At 40.3% G+C, this 21,462-nt stretch carries 5 protein-coding genes, 25 tRNA genes, 3 rRNA genes and 1 riboswitch; all 33 genes read right to left on the minus strand.

What is annotated here, in order from left to right:
• Positions 1-49 precede the first annotated feature (49 nt).
• Complete coding sequence (locus IGJ00_RS14120; RefSeq protein WP_161642673.1) at positions 50-1,528, minus strand: MDR family MFS transporter; 1,479 nt, start codon at positions 1,526-1,528, stop codon at positions 50-52.
• A gap of 185 nt (positions 1,529-1,713) precedes the next feature.
• On the minus strand, positions 1,714-2,907 hold the full coding sequence (metK, locus tag IGJ00_RS14125; protein WP_071867913.1) for a methionine adenosyltransferase: 1,194 nt from the start codon (positions 2,905-2,907) through the stop codon (positions 1,714-1,716).
• Positions 2,905-2,985: riboswitch (SMK box riboswitch) on the minus strand. Its footprint overlaps the gene before it by 3 nt.
• A 171-nt stretch (positions 2,986-3,156) precedes the next feature.
• Positions 3,157-5,934, minus strand: a complete 2,778-nt coding sequence (locus tag IGJ00_RS14130; RefSeq protein ID WP_438844552.1) for a hypothetical protein — start codon at positions 5,932-5,934, stop codon at positions 3,157-3,159.
• A 360-nt stretch (positions 5,935-6,294) separates the two neighbouring features.
• Positions 6,295-9,156 carry a hypothetical protein gene (locus tag IGJ00_RS14135; protein WP_438844553.1) on the minus strand — a complete coding sequence of 954 codons (2,862 nt, stop codon included), beginning with the start codon at positions 9,154-9,156 and terminating at the stop codon, positions 6,295-6,297.
• A 153-nt stretch (positions 9,157-9,309) separates the two neighbouring features.
• Complete coding sequence (locus tag IGJ00_RS14140; protein WP_438844554.1) at positions 9,310-12,096, minus strand: hypothetical protein; 2,787 nt, start codon at positions 12,094-12,096, stop codon at positions 9,310-9,312.
• A 1,508-nt stretch (positions 12,097-13,604) separates the two neighbouring features.
• A tRNA-Glu gene (locus tag IGJ00_RS14145) sits at positions 13,605-13,676 on the minus strand.
• Between the two features lie 20 nt (positions 13,677-13,696).
• Positions 13,697-13,770, minus strand: a tRNA-Ile gene (locus IGJ00_RS14150).
• A gap of 11 nt (positions 13,771-13,781) precedes the next feature.
• Positions 13,782-13,852 (minus strand) — tRNA-Gly (locus IGJ00_RS14155).
• Positions 13,853-13,856: 4 nt separating this feature from the next.
• A tRNA-Phe gene (locus tag IGJ00_RS14160) sits at positions 13,857-13,929 on the minus strand.
• A gap of 3 nt (positions 13,930-13,932) precedes the next feature.
• A tRNA-Asp gene (locus IGJ00_RS14165) sits at positions 13,933-14,005 on the minus strand.
• 18 nt (positions 14,006-14,023) lie between these two features.
• Positions 14,024-14,097: transfer RNA gene (locus IGJ00_RS14170), tRNA-Met, on the minus strand.
• Positions 14,098-14,109: 12 nt separating this feature from the next.
• Positions 14,110-14,199, minus strand: a tRNA-Ser gene (locus IGJ00_RS14175).
• 13 nt (positions 14,200-14,212) lie between these two features.
• Positions 14,213-14,284: transfer RNA gene (locus IGJ00_RS14180), tRNA-Glu, on the minus strand.
• A gap of 14 nt (positions 14,285-14,298) precedes the next feature.
• Positions 14,299-14,386: transfer RNA gene (locus IGJ00_RS14185), tRNA-Ser, on the minus strand.
• A gap of 24 nt (positions 14,387-14,410) precedes the next feature.
• A tRNA-Ile gene (locus IGJ00_RS14190) sits at positions 14,411-14,484 on the minus strand.
• 12 nt (positions 14,485-14,496) lie between these two features.
• Positions 14,497-14,567, minus strand: a tRNA-Gly gene (locus IGJ00_RS14195).
• Position 14,568: 1 nt separating this feature from the next.
• Positions 14,569-14,644 (minus strand) — tRNA-Asp (locus IGJ00_RS14200).
• 18 nt (positions 14,645-14,662) lie between these two features.
• Positions 14,663-14,736: transfer RNA gene (locus IGJ00_RS14205), tRNA-Met, on the minus strand.
• Positions 14,737-14,747: 11 nt separating this feature from the next.
• Positions 14,748-14,837 (minus strand) — tRNA-Ser (locus IGJ00_RS14210).
• Positions 14,838-14,859: 22 nt separating this feature from the next.
• A tRNA-Ile gene (locus tag IGJ00_RS14215) sits at positions 14,860-14,933 on the minus strand.
• Between the two features lie 14 nt (positions 14,934-14,947).
• Positions 14,948-15,021: transfer RNA gene (locus IGJ00_RS14220), tRNA-Met, on the minus strand.
• 28 nt (positions 15,022-15,049) lie between these two features.
• Positions 15,050-15,122: transfer RNA gene (locus IGJ00_RS14225), tRNA-Ala, on the minus strand.
• 17 nt (positions 15,123-15,139) lie between these two features.
• A tRNA-Pro gene (locus IGJ00_RS14230) sits at positions 15,140-15,213 on the minus strand.
• A 9-nt stretch (positions 15,214-15,222) separates the two neighbouring features.
• Positions 15,223-15,296, minus strand: a tRNA-Arg gene (locus tag IGJ00_RS14235).
• A gap of 10 nt (positions 15,297-15,306) precedes the next feature.
• Positions 15,307-15,392: transfer RNA gene (locus IGJ00_RS14240), tRNA-Leu, on the minus strand.
• Positions 15,393-15,409: 17 nt separating this feature from the next.
• Positions 15,410-15,481, minus strand: a tRNA-Gly gene (locus IGJ00_RS14245).
• A gap of 10 nt (positions 15,482-15,491) precedes the next feature.
• Positions 15,492-15,564 (minus strand) — tRNA-Thr (locus IGJ00_RS14250).
• 26 nt (positions 15,565-15,590) lie between these two features.
• Positions 15,591-15,672, minus strand: a tRNA-Leu gene (locus IGJ00_RS14255).
• 7 nt (positions 15,673-15,679) lie between these two features.
• A tRNA-Lys gene (locus IGJ00_RS14260) sits at positions 15,680-15,752 on the minus strand.
• 3 nt (positions 15,753-15,755) lie between these two features.
• A tRNA-Val gene (locus IGJ00_RS14265) sits at positions 15,756-15,828 on the minus strand.
• Between the two features lie 12 nt (positions 15,829-15,840).
• Positions 15,841-15,956 (minus strand): 5S ribosomal RNA (gene rrf, locus IGJ00_RS14270).
• A gap of 91 nt (positions 15,957-16,047) precedes the next feature.
• Positions 16,048-18,962 (minus strand): 23S ribosomal RNA (locus IGJ00_RS14275).
• Between the two features lie 230 nt (positions 18,963-19,192).
• Positions 19,193-20,753, minus strand: a 16S ribosomal RNA gene (locus tag IGJ00_RS14280).
• Together the 16S, 23S and 5S rRNA genes with 25 tRNA genes alongside form the textbook arrangement of a ribosomal RNA operon.
• Positions 20,754-21,462: the final 709 nt, after the last annotated feature.

Here is a 21,462-nt window from a genome sequence, read left to right on the forward strand (position 1 = left end):
CGCCTTCTTTACTTTATTCAGATCGTTTTTCTGACAACAATCTGTAAATTTACTTGTATTCTTTTATTGTAGCATTTTTTTGACGAATTAAAAATGTTAGCCCTAGCGCGATGATGACTAATAACAAGCCCACCAGATAGACTTGGTGTAACCCATGATACAAAATTTCTCGTAATGGTGTTAATATTTCTGCGTCAATCATTTTTGCTGTTTGTGGATTGACTAATTTGTTCATAATATCCGGATCGTCTGTCAATTGTTTGGCAGCAAGTTCAGCTTGCGTGACCTGGTTGATCAATAATCCAAAAACTGCGACCATCACTGTTTGCCCAATGGTGCGGACTAACGTATTAAACGAAGTGGCAACACCCATTTGTTCTGAAGGCACACTGTTTTGTGCGCTGACAGTCGATGTTGTCATTGTGATCCCTAAGCCGACACCGATGATCGTTGAAATCAGGAAGAACCATAAAAAATTACTTTGAAATGGCATCAGCCAAAGTCCTGCACCACCGATAATGGTAATGAACAACCCAATACGTAACACTCGATAGGTGGTCATCTGGGTCATCCACTTACTTGCTAAGAACGAACCAACCATCCAAACAAGAGAAAGTGGTGCCAAAACTAATCCACCAATTGCCGCATTAAGTCCTAATACTCCTTGCATCCACATTGGGATATAGACATCGATCCCCATTAAAAAACCACTTGCTAAAGCTGCTGCTGCATTCACAACGACAAAAAGCGGGTTTTTAAATAGGTGTAGCATGATGACAGGATCTTCTGCTCGTTTTTCGACGAACAGGAATAAGAAAAAGAATAAAACACTACCTATCAATAATGCCAACACAAATGGTGTCAGCCCTTGATCACCTAATAATTGAAAACCTAGTAACAGCAGAACCAATGTGAACATCAAACTAAAACTACCTTTAAGATCCATCGGTTTTGCTTCACGAGTTGTTTTTGGTTCATTGAGATAGAGCCAAATCAGTACCATCAGTAATAACCCAATTGGCACATTAATGAAGAAAATCCAGTGCCAACTCAATGCTTCCACAATAAACCCACCAGCTAATGGACCAAACACACTAGCGATTCCCCAAGCTGAACTATTTAAACCCAATACTTTTGCTCGTTTTTCAATCGTGTACAAATCGCCAATGATCGTCAATGCGACTGGCATCATTGCTCCTGCACCCATCCCTTGAATTGCCCGCGAAATAATCAAGCCAAGCATAGATTGAGAAAGCCCACAAAAAAGTGAACCGATAATAAATAATAGCGTACCAAAAATAAAAATCGGTTTTCTTCCAACTTTATCTGCAAGCTTCCCATAGATGGGTGTCAACATGGCATTCGTCAATAAATAAATCGAAAACACCCAGTTCATCATTTCCATGCCGTGCAGTGAACCAACGATCGTTGGCATTGCAGTCGTAACGATTGTCCCCTCAATCGCCGTCATAAATGTAGCGATGAACACGCAGATCGTTACGACTTTCACGTTTGTTTTTCTTTCCATTCTCAAGCCCACTCCTTATCGTAACTTCCGTTATTTAAATGGCATCATCTGCCTAATAAACTTCGACTCTGCTAAAAAAGCCAAAATACTCTAAAAGTAGCATAAGCTACTTTCGAATATCCCGGCTTACTGGTCTACATTTGATGTGCGTCACACGTAGCGAACACATTCAATTCAAACATAAATTATTTAGCTAAACTAGCTTTTAATGCATCTATTTTATCTGTTTTTTCCCATGGCAAGTCAACATCTGTACGTCCAAAATGACCATATGCGGCTGTTTGTTTATAGATTGGACGACGCAAATCAAGCATTTCGATGATTCCCGCAGGACGTAAGTCAAAGTTTTCTCTTACCGCAGCAATCAACGCTTCTTCTGGCACTTCTGCTGTTCCAAAGGTATTGATTGAGATCGAAACGGGTTGAGCGACACCGATTGCATAAGCCAATTGGACTTCTACTTTACGAGCAAGTCCTGCTGCTACGATATTTTTCGCAATGTAACGTGCCGCATAACTTGCTGAACGGTCAACTTTCGTTGCATCCTTACCAGAGAAAGCACCGCCGCCATGACGGGCATACCCACCATACGTATCAACAATGATTTTTCGTCCTGTCAATCCAGCATCTCCTTGAGGTCCGCCGATTACAAAACGTCCAGTAGGGTTAATATAATATTTTGTTTGTTCGTCCAGTAGTTCTGCTGGAATAACTTCTTTGATCACTTTTTCAATGACATCTTGACGAATCGTTGCGTTATCAACTGCATCATCATGTTGTGTCGAAATAACGATCGTATCGACTCTTTCTGGTTGTCCTTGGTCATTATATTCTACAGTGACTTGTGATTTTGCATCTGGGCGCAAATATGTTAATTCTTTTGATTTACGCAATTCAGCTAAACGACGTACTAAGCGATGACTTAAAGCAATTGGTAAAGGCATCAATTCTGGTGTTTCGTCCACTGCAAAACCAAACATCAACCCTTGGTCACCAGCGCCGATTTCATCTAATAAATCTCTTTCTTTTTCGTCACGGATCTCAAGTGCTTCATCCACCCCTTGAGCGATATCTGGTGACTGCTCGTCAATTGCTGCCAATACTGCTACAGTATCACCATCAAAGCCGAATTTTGCACGAGTATAACCAATTTCTTTGACTGTCTCACGTACCACTTTTTGGATATCCACATATGCTGTCGTAGAGATTTCGCCAAATACTAAAACTAACCCCGTTGTTACAGACGTCTCACAAGCTACTCTTGCATTTGGATCTTGTTCTAGGATCGCATCTAAAATCGCATCACTGATTTGATCAGCGACCTTATCCGGATGTCCTTCTGAAACAGATTCTGATGTAAATAAATGTCTTTCTACCATAATTATGATTCCCCCTAGTTAAATTCGGTTACAAGGCATCTCCGTTCGTACGGATCCTCTCGGGAACTTGCAACGAGTCAAGTATAGCAGATAAACAGATTTTACGCTCGTTTTTTTGTTACTTTTTAGAAAAAAGAGAAAGTTGTAAAAATGATAAGGAAACGAATTTTTTAGAATAAAGAAATAGAAGGAGTTCGTGTGTTTTAGTTCGTAAAATCAGTTATTGAACGTATTTAATTGGCTCTTTTTCTATTGCCTTTTTAGTTCATTTATTGCTGGCTTTCTGGCTAGATCTTTACTTGTTACTTTTGCCTGATGTTTGACTTGAGAAAGCATATAAGAGATTCGATTTTCTCGTGAGGAACAAATAGCAACTTCTTCCGAAGCAGTTGCCAGTGTGTGAACAGCTTGCCTACTGGTATTATGCCAAGGTAAGGGAATCCATTGTTTACTTATTTGATTTGAGTGATTAAATTTTTCAATTCTGTTGCGGTGATTGATTTCTTTCTGAATTTCTATTGTTTTTTCCTGAAGAAAATCAATCGAAGAATCGATTATTTCTTTTGCTATTGGTATCTGGGTATAGGTGTTTCGATCTGTTATGAGACTTATTTCATGTCTAATACTTAGAAGTGCGCGATGCAAGTCCGACAAATCAACTTCACTGATCTCACGTTGATATAATGTCCCCGGTGCCTCTGCTACTTTTAAGATTTTTTCTGTTATTTGTTCGTCGACTGTTGGTGGAATACTGCCACCTCTATTCAAGATTACCTTTATATAAGGATCTTCTCTGTATAATGAACGGATATTTCGATACCATTCATCTTTACTAAGACTACTACCCGATTGTTGCGCATGCGCATATATCGAATTTCTAAATCGACAATAACCAAAAACATAATCAAAGTTTTTATTCCATTCCCGATTGTGTTCCTTCATTGCATGAAGAAATCTTTTCTGCATCTCAAAAGTTGCGTTCTTATGCTTATTATTCCACGTTGGCGTTATTTTAGGGCCATCAACTAATTCAAATAGGCAATCATTACAATTGAACAAAATCAATATTAAAGATGTTTCGATGCCACTTACTCCATAATTATTAGTCGTTGGCGGTTCCAATTTTATGGCAGGAATCTTTTTGAATTGGTGAGAAAGAGCTTCGATTTTTATTAATGTTCCATATGGATAGAAATTTAATAACTCCCGTGCAGAAAATAAAATATTACTCAACTCTTCAACTTTAGTGGCTGATACCATCACATAAGATACAGCCCCCGCACCAATCTCTTTTTTCTTATCTACTTGCATCACCAGAAACTGGTCATCCTTTTTATAGACAGTTAACCCACAGACATGTCCAGCTTGGTCAGAAGCTAACGTGGAATAACTCGTCGGAAAAAGCATAAAATCTGTCGGATCATTATTTCTCAAATTCTCTAAAACAATTTTTAACTTCTCCATTCGGTCAAAGCGATACAACGCAATCGTTCGTTCCACTGACTGAATGATAGATAGCTGCCTTTTTTTATCAATAAAAAAGCCATCTTTGTCATTTTTGAGCATTTTTATGTAAGTTGAAAATAATAATATGTAATTTTCCGGTCTGACAAAATAATCCTTGTTACTCTTTAGCGACAAAGTTAATGCTAACATATCCATTCTTCTTGCAAATTCATATAACTGTTTTGTTTCTCCAATCTCTGATGATAAAAAATAGGCGCTAGTCCTTGGTATCCACTTCTCTGCAAACTGAACCAACCACCCTTTATCACTTAGCAATCCCCATTCTTTTTTTCTTAATTCTGTTCGTCTCTTTATTTCTGCGTAATTTTCTTGAAAACGCTCATCAATCCTTAAAAGTAGATGTTCATTCATTTTTTTAGCTACTGGAATTTTTATGAATGCTAATCGTTCTTTGATGATGGATCGTAAACATCCATCAAATTTGAGCATGAGCACTAACTTATCATCAGCAACCTCCTTAATATCCTCTTCATAAAGTTCACTTAATGATTCTACTGCTCGATCAAGTCTTTTGATTAATTTCGCTTCATTTAGAATTGGAAGATCTCCATTACCATTTTGTATAGCGAGGATATAAGGATCCAATTTAAAAACCGTTTCAATAAGCTTATACCAAATTTTTTCTTGTCTGTGGTGATGGATGATCGTAGTTTCTATATCATACCCTTTTCGGTATAAATAATAGCCAAAGATATAATCAAACTGAGCATTCCATTTTTTGTTTTTTCCTTTGACTACTTTAAGAAACCTTTCGCGCATTTCTACTGTTGGATTCGGATGAACTAGGTTCCATGTCGGTGACACTTTCTCATTTATATCAATCGAAAATATATCTCTTTGGCAGTGATACAAGGCTAATTTTAACGTAGCCTCTAATTCCAGAATCACACAATTCCCTGTCATCTGTTCTTTCATTTGTATTGTTGGAATAGATTGAAATGCTGCTGAAATTGCTTCGATATCTTTAAATATATCAAAAGGTTTATGCCCGTAATGATCTCGATTAACAAAGAGTATTTTACTTAAGTGCTCGATCTTCGTTAGCGGTATCTGGGTATAGGAAACAACGGTCTGTTTAAAGTATCTTTGTTTGTCTACTTGGATCGCCAATAAATGATTGTTTTTCCGATAGAAGATCAAGCCACATAGATGAGCAGATAGATTATGCTCAAACACAGAAAAAGTAGCCGGGAAAATTAGAAAGTCTGTGGGGTCATCACTTCTCAAGTTTAGTAATAATTCTTGTATCTTCATGGGTTTCTTGATCTCAAAAATCTGTTTCGAGTATTTTAATGATTCAATAATGTGTGCCTTTCGTTCCTTATCAATGAAAAAGGCATCTTGATCATTTTGGATCATTTTTTCATACAGTGCAAAAATCATTTCTAGTCCGTCATAAAAGCGATCATTTTCTTTCAAAGACAGATTCATGGCAAGTATATCAATTTTTTTCTTAAAATCATTTATTTCCATTCGTTCTTTTTTCGATTGTTTTTTCATTATTCATAGTTACCTCCAAAATAAATAATTTTAGTTTTTGTTGCAACATTCATCGTATGACTAACAAAATATGACACATTTTATAGCCCATTTTGGGCTTTTAAAAAGAGAACGGACGGACAAATACCTTGCATATCATGGTAGGAATTTAAATCTATCCTTTCTCGTATGTATTTCTTTATATGCTCACTTGATATATCAGTTGTAATCAGCAATCTATGCTCTTCGAATGAATCAAAACTCTTGTATCTTTTTTAGTGCCAAGCTGAAAGCGAACTTAGCTGATTTTTTATCCATTCATTTCCATAGTTAATGTTTTCGATCCTCTCTTCACTTTCCATTAAAATAAATAACGCAAAATCACTTCTCTTGTCTATGATTCTTCTTATTTTTTGCTTCTCTTACTAGATTATTGCTTACAGAACCAGATAGATTTTTTGCTCGATCACATAGTTCCGAAAAGTGCCCTTTTAGAGTATCACCAAAATTTGTACTTCTCGCTAGCAAATTAGGTGAGGTACGAGAGCTGTGTGCAACTGGACTTGATGTTTCTGTAATTGGCATAGTGGTAGAGCGATAGAGTGGTTCTTCCTTTTGTTTCTTTTGTGCGAGATCTACACGGCGCTGATACTCTCTTTGCAATCTGTCGTTCTTTATTTCGGTACAATAAACCATGTGTTCAGACATTTCTTTGGCTACCGGAATTTTGATAAATGGGATTCGTTGTTTTATAAAACCTTGCACATACGCGTTAATTTGAATTTCTTGCTGGATCTTAGATGTCTCCATTACTCTCAGGACATTCTCAGGTACCGATCCCATTGATTCAACCATTTTCTTTACTTTTTTTCTTAGTTGTTCATCAAAGATCGTTGGAATCTGCCCCCCGCTGTTTACCATTTCTTGAATATAAGGATCATGCTGAAAAAGATATCGGATATTCTTAAGAAGGGCTTGTTTTTGATCAATTCCTGAATGTTCCATTTTTTTACATATATTTTTAAAATAAAAATAATAGTCGTAGATATATCGCAAATTCTTATTCCAATTTCCATTAATTCCTTGAACTGCCAAAAGAAATCTCTCTTTCATTGTTAAAGTTGTTCCAAGATCTTCCATCCACCAATTTTGGTGTCTCTGAGGCCTTGCTAAAATAGGCTCATTCAACTTGCCCCATTTTGGTGTTACCTTCTCCTGGTCATTCAAACGAAATATATCTTTTTTACAATTAAACAGAATAGTTCTCAACGATGCTTCTATTTCACTAATGACGGAATTATCAATGGTTTGCTCTTTGAGTTGTATTGCTCGAATCGGGCGAAACTCATGTGATAATCCTTCAATTTTTTTAAGTATATCGTATGGTTTTTCATTTGAAAAATGACGTTCTGAAAAAAGCAATTGACTTAGCGCTCTTGCCTTTTCAAAAGGAACTTTCACATATGATACCGCACCTGTACGATAGGACTGTTCTTTATCCACTTTCATCACAATAAAATTATTTTCTTTTTTGTAAATCGTCAGACCGCAAACATGCCCAAAATACTTCTGTGGATGATCAGTGGAAAAAGCTACCGGAATAAGTATAAAATCGGTAGGGTCATAATTCTTCAGTTTTTCGAAAATAGTTTGGAGATTTCCTGCGCTATCCATGCGATACAACTGTATTGTTCTATTTAACGAATGGACAATATTCATTGTTTGTATTCGATCAACAAAAAAATTATTATAATCAGTTTTGATCATCTTCGCATAGATTGAAAATAGTAATTCGTAACTTTCCGGTGAAACAAATGATTGATCATTCGGTTTCAACGATAATGACATAGCTAGCATGTCCACTCGTTTTGCAAATTCTTGTCTTTGCTCCATTGTCTCTTGGTTCGGAGTGATATAATCCATGATACTAGTTGGTACTACTTTGGAGACAAACTGCGTGATTCTACTGCTTTCATCCAGTTTTCTTCTTATTGTCATACGACGCTTTAATTCACCCTCTATTTCTTCAGAGCGAACTTCCATTTTTGAAAGACAAAGTTGGGTCATCTCCTTAGCGATCGGAAGTCTGATTAGAGGTAATCGTTCTCTATAAACGCTAATGATTTCGCGATTCTTATGAAGCCCATTTACTAACTCATTAAATGGTAAATCGATGACCTCTCCCCCATCTAATTGGTCTAATGTATCTAATACATCTACTACGGACATTTCCATTCTGTTTCTTAGATAAGATAGTTCCGTGCTAACAGTCCTTGAAATATCACCGTTGCTTTTACGCAATGCTACTATATAGGGATCTTCTACAAATAGAAATTCAACGATGTTCGGCCACGGTGGATAAAAACTCTCTGTTGCTACGACAGAATTTTCAATCAATCGATTTTTCTTATATAAAAAATAATCAAAAACATAGTCAAACTGTTCGTTCCATTCTTGTTTCTTACCTTTGACCGCTTCAAGAAATCTTTTTTTCATTTCAATATTCGGATCAGGATGTTTCATGTTCCATGTTGGGAGCGGTGGTATAGTGGACTCAATAAAAAATTCATTTGTGCGACAATTGGACAAAATGATCCTCAAAGCACTCTCTACTTTACTGATCCAATGATCATTGAACGCTATAGTTTCTTTTTTATCAACGGGCGTAGACGTAACTTGGTATTGGTCTGAAATTCCTCTGATTTCATCAACTATATTGGGTACTTCTGAATCAATTGACCCAATAGCATTCCGATCAAAGGTGATAATTTCACACAAACTAACTACGTCCATTAAAGGTATCCAAAAATAATCCTGTTGTCTTAGCTCATCCAGTTGTCCATTCTCTACCTGCGTCACAACAAAATAATCTTCTCTTTTATAGACTGTTAAGGTACTTAACTGAGGCATCATATATTCGCTAATCGGACTCTTAAGAGGAATAGGAAATATCATAAAATCAGTTGGATCATTATCCCTCATATTTTCCAACAATTTTTTCAGGTTCTCTCTATTTTCAATGCTACAGAATTCTTTTGATCGTTGTAATGATTCAAGTACTCTCGCCCGTTGCCCTTTCTCAGTGAAAAATTCATCAGGATCATTCTTGATCATGCTGATATACGTTGAAAAAACCAATTCATACATTCCTAATGATGAACGAAAGTTTTCCGACATTGTATCCAGTGATAGTGCTAAAGCTAGCATATCTAGTCTTTTAATAAATTCATCTTCCGTGTCCATATCATTCTCTCCTCCTAGGTAGTGATTTTGGATTTCCCATACCATATTACGAACTTATCGTTATCCGTCAATTTATTAAGTAAGTTCACAACTAAAAGAACTCTATTGTTTGACTTATTAAAACCACAATTTATATTTTTCAAGATCCATCAGTTACTTTGTCAATGTATTCTGCACTTTACATTTGACTTGTTTACTGACTAAACGCTGATTTTTATCTTTTGACACCTGTTTTACTTGATCAATCATTGAAATAAAACGATTCGACACAGATACCATAGTCCCTGTTGTTCTTTGAGAAGTAGGTGATGATAGTGGAGGGCTTTGAACGCTAGCAGGAGGGGATATTATTGGCAGACGTTCCATCATTTGGCAGGTAGATTCTTTTGGTTCAATGCCGATACGTCGATTGATTTCCTTCTTTATTTCTATATTCTTTATCATTATGCGAGCAATATAGTAGTCTAACATTTCTTTTGCCACAGGGATTTTGAGAAAGGAGAGTCTTCCTTTTAATAATTCTAGTTCATAGGTATTCTCTCGAATTTCTTTGTATAGGTCAGATAACCCGACTGCTTTGATTTCTCTGTTCAACAATATACCTGCTTTTCCTACGAGTTCTATCATTTTCTCTTTTAAAGATACGTCAAAGTCAGCTGGGATCATTCCCCCGCTATTCAGTATTTCTACAATGTAAAGATCATTAGAATATAAATGACGTATGGTTGTATACCAATAATCTTTATGTATAGATAATTGTGCTTCTCCCCATTTTATCGATTGTTTTTTTCGATAAAGATAATAACCCAATACATAATCAAAATTTTGATTCCATTCTTGATCTGTTCCTTTCATTGCCTCAACAAATCGTACCTTCATCTCTATGGTTGCTGAATATTGACTATCTTTACCCCATTTTGGTGTGATTCGATCACACGTTTGTAAAGCAAAGAGATCCTTTTTACAGTGGAATAAAATCAATCTCAAAGTAGCTTCGATTTCAATAATTCCACAATTACCAGTAGTTTGATGGGCTAATTTTATCGATGGGATCGCTTTAAATTTATGAGAAATAGCTTCGATATTTCTTAAGATACCATATGGCTTAAAATCAAAAAATTCTCGTGCAGAGAAGATAATTTGACTTAACTCCTGAATATTTTTTAACGGTGCTTTAACATAAGAGACTGCACCTGATTCAAAAAAAGACTCTTTATCTACTAGCATAATCATAAATTCATTGTCTCTTTTATATATGGTCAATCCACAAATATGCCCGCCTTCTTTTGGATCTAACATATGAAAATAAGCTGGAAACAGTACAAAGTCCGTTGGATCATTATTTCTTAAATTCCCAAAAATATTATGTAAGTCTTCTATGTTTGTTAGTTTATAAATCTCTATCGTTCGTTGTAAGGACTGTATAATATGTGGTTGCCGTTGCTTATCAATAAAAAAATCTTCTTGGTCATTTTTGATCATTTTAATGTAGGTCGAAAATAATAGATCATAAATTCCTGGGAAACAATTGATATCATCATTGGATTTTAACGATAACGTTAAAGCCAACATATCTATGTTTCGTGAAAAAACATATTTTTTCTGTTGTTTCATTATTTCTGTTTGAACAAAACTACTATCATTTGTTGATACTACGTTTGTTCCTAGCTGAACTAAACTATAACTATTACTTTCCAGAGTTAGTTCTTCTGGTTGATTCTTTATGATACGTCGTTTCATTTCTTTATTTATTTCTTGGTATCGCTCTTGTAGTCTTGAAAGGAAACGTTGATTCATTTCTTTTGCTATAGGGTTCTTGATCATAGTCAACCGATCTTCATAGATAGTGATCATTATTCCATCATGATAGAGTGTATTCATCAATTCAATCGAACTGACTAATGGGAGTTCTCTATCATACAGTACATTTAATGGTTTGACGGTTAAGACAAGATTTTTTTGCAATAGCTCCTCATCTATATCCAAAATCTTTCCATCACTACTCATCAATGCAAGGATATAAGGATCACTATTAAAACTTTTTTTGATACTGTCCCGCCACTCATTTTGTTTATTACTAGGTAAAATTGCATTGATTCCAATATTTCCAGTTTGATACAAATAATAGTCAAAAATGTAGTCAAATTGGTCATTCCAGATTTGATTGTCCGTTTTTATCGCTGCAAGAAGACTTTCACGTATTTGTATAGTCAGCTGAATATTAGCCCCATGCCAGAGTGACCTTATCATATCAGTAGTATTTAACGAAAAAATGTCTGCTATATAATGGAACAATAGTATTTTTAAGATATCTTCTAAGGCACTGACCGGATTGTCCATTCCTTTTTTTACTTTATTATTTAAAACAGGAATTTCCTGAAACCCAGCTGAAATTGACTTGATCCCATGGAATAAAGAGAACTCATCTGAATTTTGCACGTTCAACTTCAAAAAAAATAGTTCACTTAAACAAGCTGCTTTTGTTAGTGGAATCCTAGCATATGACACCTGTCCTACACCAAATTTCTCTTTTCTATCTACTTGAACAACAAACAAATCATTTTCCCTTTTATAAACGATCCAGCCACAATAATGTTGTAAATTATTTCCATCTTTATCTAGATTATTCAAATTTTGGAAAAGCATGAAGTCTGTTGGATCATCATTGGTCATTTTTTCAATGATTTTCTGTAGAAAACTTGGATGATCACTGCTATAAAAATCCATAGATCTTTTCAGTGAATCAATCACTTTTGACTGGTTTTCTATATCAATAAAGGATTGATCATCATCATTTTCTAGCATTTTTATGTACGTTGAATACAGTGAACTATAAAAATCTGGTGAAGCAACTCTTTGATTATTTTCCTTTAACGACAGTGTTAATGTTAATATCTGTAGTTTTTGGAGAAATTCATTTTTATTGTTTTCTTTCATCATTTTTTCGGTATTCATATTTTCCTTTGCCAAAATTCTGTAAATAGTTCTACCCAATTTTAAAAGTTATCAGATCAATGTTTATTTTCTGTTTCTACATTTCCGATTCTACGGCTGCTGACTACGCTCATTTGGTTCAATACGAGACGTCTATTCAGATAAAACAAATTCGATACACCTACTTTTTTGTTTGATGAATGCTCGTATAACCGACACTGTAACTAAATCCAAACTAAGATCGTCATCTCTATTCGCTGTATGTCCAGCATTGTCACATTGATAGGTACAACAGGTTTCAATCATTCGGGATATGATTTGAAGTTAGGGTAGAGTCGCTTCTGCTTCTATGGATACAACGCCATTATCTTCAAGCTTCATTTCAGTTGACGGTTAATAGGGGGATAGTGCGGACGAAAATTGGTTTGTTTTCGATGTATCTATCGAATCTTCTTTTCTAATTTATAGATATTACTTGTTTTGACTAAACAGGTTCCCTCCCTACTCATCGTATCTTTTTACTTGCATTTACTTTCTTATTTGAGCGCTGACTTTCAAGTTCCGAGTCTCTTTTTGCTTGATAATTTTTGTACCAATTTGTTCCTAAGGAATGAAAAAATCTTCTGACCTACAAGGTAGCCTATTTATTTCTTTTTTAAAACCAGCAACATTTCTATGGTTTTCTGTTGCTTCTTCTCCTACCATATAATCCTTCTAACTAAATTTTTCTATCATCTAGTTAAAAATTTATGGATTTATGACGTCATATTTCGTACATTCTAACTAATTATAGTATAGTGACTACTCCTATAAAAATTACCCATTTATTTTAAAATCACGAAAAAAATACTCTCCCATAACATCAGCAAATTGATAGGTTTAAGAAAATAGTAGATTTATATGATGAGAATAATCATTTTCTCAGCTCTACAGCCAAAAGATGATACAGGCTCTGATGATACAGTCTCTATAATGAAGTAAACTGATAAAAACAAAGCTGCTCAAGAAAGGATATCTCCATGGATGAACCTACAAAAAATTACTTAGTTTAACAGACAAAAAAATCATTTTCCAAAGAATTGGCTTTCTGAAAAAAGAAGGTAGACCTTCTCCTACATGATTCATGTAGGGTTAGATAATCAACCAACAGCGGGTTATATGAGATGTAGGATGAAAGTGATCAAATATAGAAAGGGAATCAAAAATACCTTCTAAATACCTTATAGTAACGGGACATTGGAAGGAACAATAATATTAAGGTCAGCAAACGAGTGACTGATAGATACCGCCATTCCTTCCATTTTTTTTACCATATTGACTTGATCCAGGGCTAGGTTTTCCAAGATCGATCCAAAAAAAAAAGAATCAATCGAAGCCTATTTCTGCTTCGATTGATTCTCGATGAAATTCTTCTAATTTGAACTCACCAACACTACTTGTCGAAGAGCCATTTAAACTCGCCAACACTACTTGTCAAAGAGCAAAAAAAAGATACTTACATGAAGTATCTTCGATGACCCGTACGGGATTCGAACCCGTGTTACCGCCGTGAAAGGGCGGTGTCTTAACCGCTTGACCAACGGGCCAGGTAAAAATATGAAAGTAATGGGCCTAAATGGACTCGAACCATCGACCTCACGCTTATCAGGCGTGCGCTCTAACCAGCTGAGCTATAGGCCCATAAAAACTAAAGCGGGTGACGAGAATCGAACTCGCGACAACAGCTTGGAAGGCTGTGGTTTTACCACTAAACTACACCCGCAGTATGGCGCGGGACAGAATCGAACTGCCGACACATGGAGCTTCAATCCATTGCTCTACCAACTGAGCTACCGAGCCAAACGGTTCCGACGGGAATCGAACCCGCGATCTCCTGCGTGACAGGCAGGCATGTTAACCCCTACACCACGGAACCAATGTTTTTAGTTTTTAATTGCGGGAGCAGGATTTGAACCTACGACCTTCGGGTTATGAGCCCGACGAGCTACCAGACTGCTCCATCCCGCGATAATATGAAAAAGGAGGATAAGGGATTCGAACCCTTGCACGGTTTTACCCGCCTGACGGTTTTCAAGACCGTTCCCTTCAGCCGGACTTGGGTAATCCTCCAATATAAAGCTAATGACCCGTACGGGATTCGAACCCGTGTTACCGCCGTGAAAGGGCGGTGTCTTAACCGCTTGACCAACGGGCCAGATAAAAATGAAACGGAGAAGGAGGGATTTGAACCCTCGCGCCGGTTTCCCGACCTACACCCTTAGCAGGGGCGCCTCTTCAGCCACTTGAGTACTTCCCCAAAACCATTAAGATTTTGAATAAATGGGCCTAAATGGACTCGAACCATCGACCTCACGCTTATCAGGCGTGCGCTCTAACCAGCTGAGCTATAGGCCCATAAAAACTAAAAGCGGGTGACGAGAATCGAACTCGCGACAACAGCTTGGAAGGCTGTGGTTTTACCACTAAACTACACCCGCGTGGCGGTCCCGACGGGAATCGAACCCGCGATCTCCTGCGTGACAGGCAGGCATGTTAACCCCTACACCACGGAACCAATGTTTTTAGTTTTTAATTGCGGGAGCAGGATTTGAACCTACGACCTTCGGGTTATGAGCCCGACGAGCTACCAGACTGCTCCATCCCGCGATAATATGAAAAGGAGGATAAGGGATTCGAACCCTTGCACGGTTTTACCCGCCTGACGGTTTTCAAGACCGTTCCCTTCAGCCGGACTTGGGTAATCCTCCAATATGAAATACAACGTCGCTATGGACCTTGTAGGACTCGAACCTACGACCGGACGGTTATGAGCCGTCTGCTCTAACCAACTGAGCTAAAGGTCCAGGCTCTTAAATAATCGCGGCGGAGGGGATCGAACCCCCGACCTCCCGGGTATGAACCGGACGCTCTAGCCAGCTGAGCTACACCGCGAAAAAAAGTATTCATTATTTAAATGAAATGGAGCCTAGCGGGATCGAACCGCTGACCTCCTGCGTGCAAAGCAGGCGCTCTCCCAGCTGAGCTAAGGCCCCTTGAAACTATTTACTAATCGGGAAGACAGGATTCGAACCTGCGACCCCTTGGTCCCAAACCAAGTGCTCTACCAAGCTGAGCTACTTCCCGTAAAACTAACGCGCCCAAGAGGAGTCGAACCCCTAACCTTTTGATCCGTAGTCAAACACTCTATCCAATTGAGCTATGGGCGCATATTTGTAATGCCGAGGACCGGAATCGAACCGGTACGGTGATCACTCACCGCAGGATTTTAAGTCCTGTGCGTCTGCCAGTTCCGCCACCCCGGCGCGTAGTACATTGGCAAAGCGGAAAACGGGGTTCGAACCCGCGACCCCCACCTTGGCAAGGTGGTGCTCTACCACTGAGCTATTTCCGCGTATTTACGATGCCGGCTAAAGGACTTGAACCCTCGACCCTCTGATTACAAATCAGATGCTCTACCAACTGAGCTAAGCCGGCGTAAAAAAATAGAATAAATCATATGATGCGGGTGAAGGGACTTGAACCCCCACGCCGTAAGGCGCTAGATCCTAAATCTAGTGCGTCTGCCAATTCCGCCACACCCGCAAAAATATGAGCCGTACAGGGCTCGAACCTGTGACCCTCTGATTAAAAGTCAGATGCTCTACCAACTGAGCTAACGGCTCATATGGAGGTTAACGGGATCGAACCGCTGACCCTCTGCTTGTAAGGCAGATGCTCTCCCAGCTGAGCTAAACCTCCAAAGATAACAAAGCGTGGCGGCGTCCTACTCTCACAAGGGGCAACCCCTCACTACAATCGGCGCTAAGAAGCTTAACTTCTGTGTTCGGCATGGTTACAGGTGTATCCTTCTCGCCATCGCCACCACACTTGGTGTTATCTATATTTGAGTAAATCTTGTTCACTCAAAACTGGATTTGAAGTATCAGTAAGAAACTCTCCGAGTTTTTTCATTTTATTTTGGTTAAGTCCTCGATCGATTAGTATCAGTCCGCTCCATACATCACTGTACTTCCACTCCTGACCTATCTACCTGATCATCTCTCAGGGATCTTACTTTCTTAAAGAAATGGGAAATCTCATCTTGAGGTGGGCTTCACACTTAGATGCTTTCAGCGTTTATCCCTTCCCTACATAGCTACCCAGCAATGCCCTTGGCAGAACAACTGGTACACCAGCGGTAAGTCCATCCCGGTCCTCTCGTACTAAGGACAGCTCCTCTCAAATTTCCAACGCCCGCGACGGATAGGGACCGAACTGTCTCACGACGTTCTGAACCCAGCTCGCGTGCCGCTTTAATGGGCGAACAGCCCAACCCTTGGGACCGACTACAGCCCCAGGATGCGACGAGCCGACATCGAGGTGCCAAACCTCCCCGTCGATGTGGACTCTTGGGGGAGATAAGCCTGTTATCCCCAGGGTAGCTTTTATCCGTTGAGCGATGGCCCTTCCATGCGGAACCACCGGATCACTAAGCCCGACTTTCGTCCCTGCTCGACTTGTAGGTCTCGCAGTCAAGCTCCCTTCTGCCTTTACACTCTTCGAATGATTTCCAACCATTCTGAGGGAACCTTTGGGCGCCTCCGTTACTCTTTAGGAGGCGACCGCCCCAGTCAAACTGCCCATCTGACACTGTCTCCCACCACGATAAGTGGTGCGGGTTAGAGTGGCCATAACGCAGGGGTAGTATCCCACCAGCGCCTCCATCAAAACTAGCGTTCCGATTTCTACGGCTCCTACCTATCCTGTACATGCGGTACAGACACTCAATATCAAACTACAGTAAAGCTCCATGGGGTCTTTCCGTCCTGTCGCGGGTAACCTGCATCTTCACAGGTACTAAAATTTCACCGAGTCTCTCGTTGAGACAGTGCCCAAATCGTTACGCCTTTCGTGCGGGTCGGAACTTACCCGACAAGGAATTTCGCTACCTTAGGACCGTTATAGTTACGGCCGCCGTTTACTGGGGCTTCAATTCGTACCTTCGCTTACGCTAAGCACTCCTCTTAACCTTCCAGCACCGGGCAGGCGTCAGCCCCTATACTTCATCTTACGATTTTGCAGAGACCTGTGTTTTTGATAAACAGTCGCTTGGGCCTATTCACTGCGGCTGATCTGACGATCAGCACCCCTTCTCCCGAAGTTACGGGGTCATTTTGCCGAGTTCCTTAACGAGAGTTCTCTCGCTCACCTTAGGATTCTCTCCTCGACTACCTGTGTCGGTTTGCGGTACGGGTCGTTGTTTTCTCACTAGAAGCTTTTCTCGGCAGTGTGACGTCAGGAACTTCGGTACTATTATTTCCCTCCCCATCACAGCTTGTCCTTAAAGTTAGAAGCATTTGACTCCTATCAAGACTTACTGCTTGGACAGACATTTCCGATCGTCTGCATTCCTTAGCCTCCTGCGTCCCTCCATTGCTCAAACAAAAACAACGAGTACAGGAATATCAACCTGTTGTCCATCGCCTACGCCTGTCGGCCTCGGCTTAGGTCCCGACTAACCCTGGGCGGACGAGCCTTCCCCAGGAAACCTTAGTCATTCGGTGGACAGGATTCTCACCTGTCTTTCGCTACTCATACCGGCATTCTCACTTCTAAGCGCTCCAGCAGTCCTCACGATCTACCTTCAACGCCCTTAGAACGCTCTCCTACCAATACACCTAAAGGTGTACTCCACAGCTTCGGTAATATGTTTAGCCCCGGTACATTTTCGGCGCAGGGTCACTCGACTAGTGAGCTATTACGCACTCTTTAAATGGTGGCTGCTTCTAAGCCAACATCCTAGTTGTCTGTGCAACCCCACATCCTTTTCCACTTAACATATATTTTGGGACCTTAGCTGGTGGTCTGGGCTGTTTCCCTTTCGACTATGGATCTTATCACTCACAGTCTGACTCCCGGATATGAATGAATGGCATTCGGAGTTTATCTGAATTCGGTAACCCGAGATGGGCCCCTAGTCCAAACAGTGCTCTACCTCCATCATTCTCAATTCCGAGGCTAGCCCTAAAGCTATTTCGGAGAGAACCAGCTATCTCCAAGTTCGTTTGGAATTTCTCCGCTACCCACACCTCATCCCCGCACTTTTCAACGTACGTGGGTTCGGTCCTCCAGTGCGTTTTACCGCACCTTCAACCTGGACATGGGTAGATCACATGGTTTCGGGTCTACGACTACATACTCAAACGCCCTATTCAGACTCGCTTTCGCTGCGGCTCCGTCTCTTCAACTTAACCTCGCATGCAATCGTAACTCGCCGGTTCATTCTACAAAAGGCACGCCATCACCCATTAACGGGCTTTGACTTGTTGTAGGCACACGGTTTCAGGTTCTATTTCACTCCCCTTCCGGGGTGCTTTTCACCTTTCCCTCACGGTACTGGTTCACTATCGGTCACTAGGGAGTATTTAGCCTTGGGAGATGGTCCTCCCGGATTCCGACGGAATTCCTCGTGTTCCGCCGTACTCAGGATCCTCCTAGGTGCCTTCCAAATTTCATCTACGGGGCTTTCACCCTCTTTGACTGACTTTTCCAAGTCATTCGACTATCTGAAAGAACTACCATATCGGAGTCCTACAACCCCAATGAGCAAGCTCATTGGTTTGGGCTTTTCCCGTTTCGCTCGCCGCTACTCAGGGAATCGAATTTTCTTTCTCTTCCTGCAGGTACTTAGATGTTTCAGTTCTCTGCGTCTACCTCGTATACGCTATGTATTCACGTATACGTAACATCCTATAAAAGATGCTGGGTTCCCCCATTCGGAAATCTCTGGATCATAGCTTACGTACAGCTCCCCAAAGCATATCGGTGTTAGTCCCGTCCTTCATCGGCTCCTAGTGCCAAGGCATCCACCGTGCGCCCTTATTCACTTAACCTTATCAACCTTGCGGTTGGGTTTTGATCTTTCTTCTAGCGATAGAAGTCAAATCAAGAAAAATAAGCAATTGAACTTATTAAAAAACTCATTCAACGCGGTGTTCTCGGTTTGTATTACTTACATTTTTACTTCAATATCCAGTTTTCAATGAACAAAATTTTGAGAGTAGACCTCTCAAAACTGAACAAAGTATCGACAAACGTGTGTAGTCTCCGTAATATTCCTTAGAAAGGAGGTGATCCAGCCGCACCTTCCGATACGGCTACCTTGTTACGACTTCACCCCAATCATCTATCCCACCTTAGGCGGCTGGCTCCAAAAAGGTTACCTCACCGACTTCGGGTGTTACAAACTCTCGTGGTGTGACGGGCGGTGTGTACAAGGCCCGGGAACGTATTCACCGCGGCGTGCTGATCCGCGATTACTAGCGATTCCGGCTTCATGTAGGCGAGTTGCAGCCTACAATCCGAACTGAGAGAAGCTTTAAGAGATTAGCTTAGCCTCGCGACTTCGCGACTCGTTGTACTTCCCATTGTAGCACGTGTGTAGCCCAGGTCATAAGGGGCATGATGATTTGACGTCATCCCCACCTTCCTCCGGTTTGTCACCGGCAGTCTTGCTAGAGTGCCCAACTAAATGATGGCAACTAACAATAAGGGTTGCGCTCGTTGCGGGACTTAACCCAACATCTCACGACACGAGCTGACGACAACCATGCACCACCTGTCACTTTGCCCCCGAAGGGGAAGCTCTATCTCTAGAGTGGTCAAAGGATGTCAAGACCTGGTAAGGTTCTTCGCGTTGCTTCGAATTAAACCACATGCTCCACCGCTTGTGCGGGCCCCCGTCAATTCCTTTGAGTTTCAACCTTGCGGTCGTACTCCCCAGGCGGAGTGCTTAATGCGTTAGCTGCAGCACTGAAGGGCGGAAACCCTCCAACACTTAGCACTCATCGTTTACGGCGTGGACTACCAGGGTATCTAATCCTGTTTGCTCCCCACGCTTTCGAGCCTCAGCGTCAGTTACAGACCAGAGAGCCGCCTTCGCCACTGGTGTTCCTCCATATATCTACGCATTTCACCGCTACACATGGAATTCCACTCTCCTCTTCTGCACTCAAGTCTCCCAGTTTCCAATGACCCTCCCCGGTTGAGCCGGGGGCTTTCACATCAGACTTAAGAAACCGCCTGCGCTCGCTTTACGCCCAATAAATCCGGACAACGCTTGCCACCTACGTATTACCGCGGCTGCTGGCACGTAGTTAGCCGTGGCTTTCTGGTTAGATACCGTCAAGGGGTGAACAGTTACTCTCACCCTTGTTCTTCTCTAACAACAGAGTTTTACGATCCGAAAACCTTCTTCACTCACGCGGCGTTGCTCGGTCAGACTTTCGTCCATTGCCGAAGATTCCCTACTGCTGCCTCCCGTAGGAGTTTGGGCCGTGTCTCAGTCCCAATGTGGCCGATCACCCTCTCAGGTCGGCTATGCATCGTGGCCTTGGTGAGCCGTTACCTCACCAACTAGCTAATGCACCGCGGGTCCATCCATCAGCGGCACCGTAAAGCGCCTTTCAAAACGAAACCATGCGGTTTCGATTGTTATACGGTATTAGCACCTGTTTCCAAGTGTTATCCCCTTCTGATGGGCAGGTTACCCACGTGTTACTCACCCGTTCGCCACTCCTCTTTTCCCGGTGGAGCAAGCTCCGGTGGGAAAAGAAGCGTTCGACTTGCATGTATTAGGCACGCCGCCAGCGTTCGTCCTGAGCCAGGATCAAACTCTCATAATAAAAGTTAGAACAATCTTTCGATTGTTAAGCTCAATTGTTTGCTAGCATATTGCTTGCTTGTTAAAAATGTTTGTTGTCTTGAATTGAATCAAGACGCCCTACACATTTGGTTTGTCTTACTTTGTTCAGTTTTCAAAGGTCTACGTGATAAATGAAACACAACTGTCTCAACTTATCGTTTGTGATTGCCGTAGCAACTTTTATATCTTAGCAAACTCTCGAATGATTGTCAACTATTTTTTAAAAGTTTTTTTGAACTCTTTTTTCATGAGGTCGTTTTAGCAACTCACTTATCATAACTTATCGTTTGTTATTTGTCAACAGTTAATTTTGTTTTTTTTCTTTGCGAAATCAACGTTTATCTGTTGTCGTTCACAAGCGACTTGGTTATCTTATCATGTGTTGTCCCACACGTCAAGAACTTTTTTATGATCATTCAGAAGTTATGAAACTTAACTTTTGAACAAATAATAATATACCAACTAAAATCTTATTGGTCAACGAATTTTTTTGTGTTTTTTCAAGTTTTTTAGTTATACGATTAATATACTGAAAAACTATTTAAACGTTCGCTTTTCGCATGGCATAAAGATGTTGAAAACCTTTATCTACATAAATCATTCGCCATTGCAATTACGCTGAAACTTCTATAAAGTAGACTCATTTCTAATGGTTCCGTTTTCTTTTTTTATATCTATCTTATCCCTTT

This window comes from Enterococcus sp. AZ062, from assembly GCF_051715065.1.
In the GTDB taxonomy this organism is placed as follows: domain Bacteria; phylum Bacillota; class Bacilli; order Lactobacillales; family Enterococcaceae; genus Enterococcus_B; species Enterococcus_B mundtii.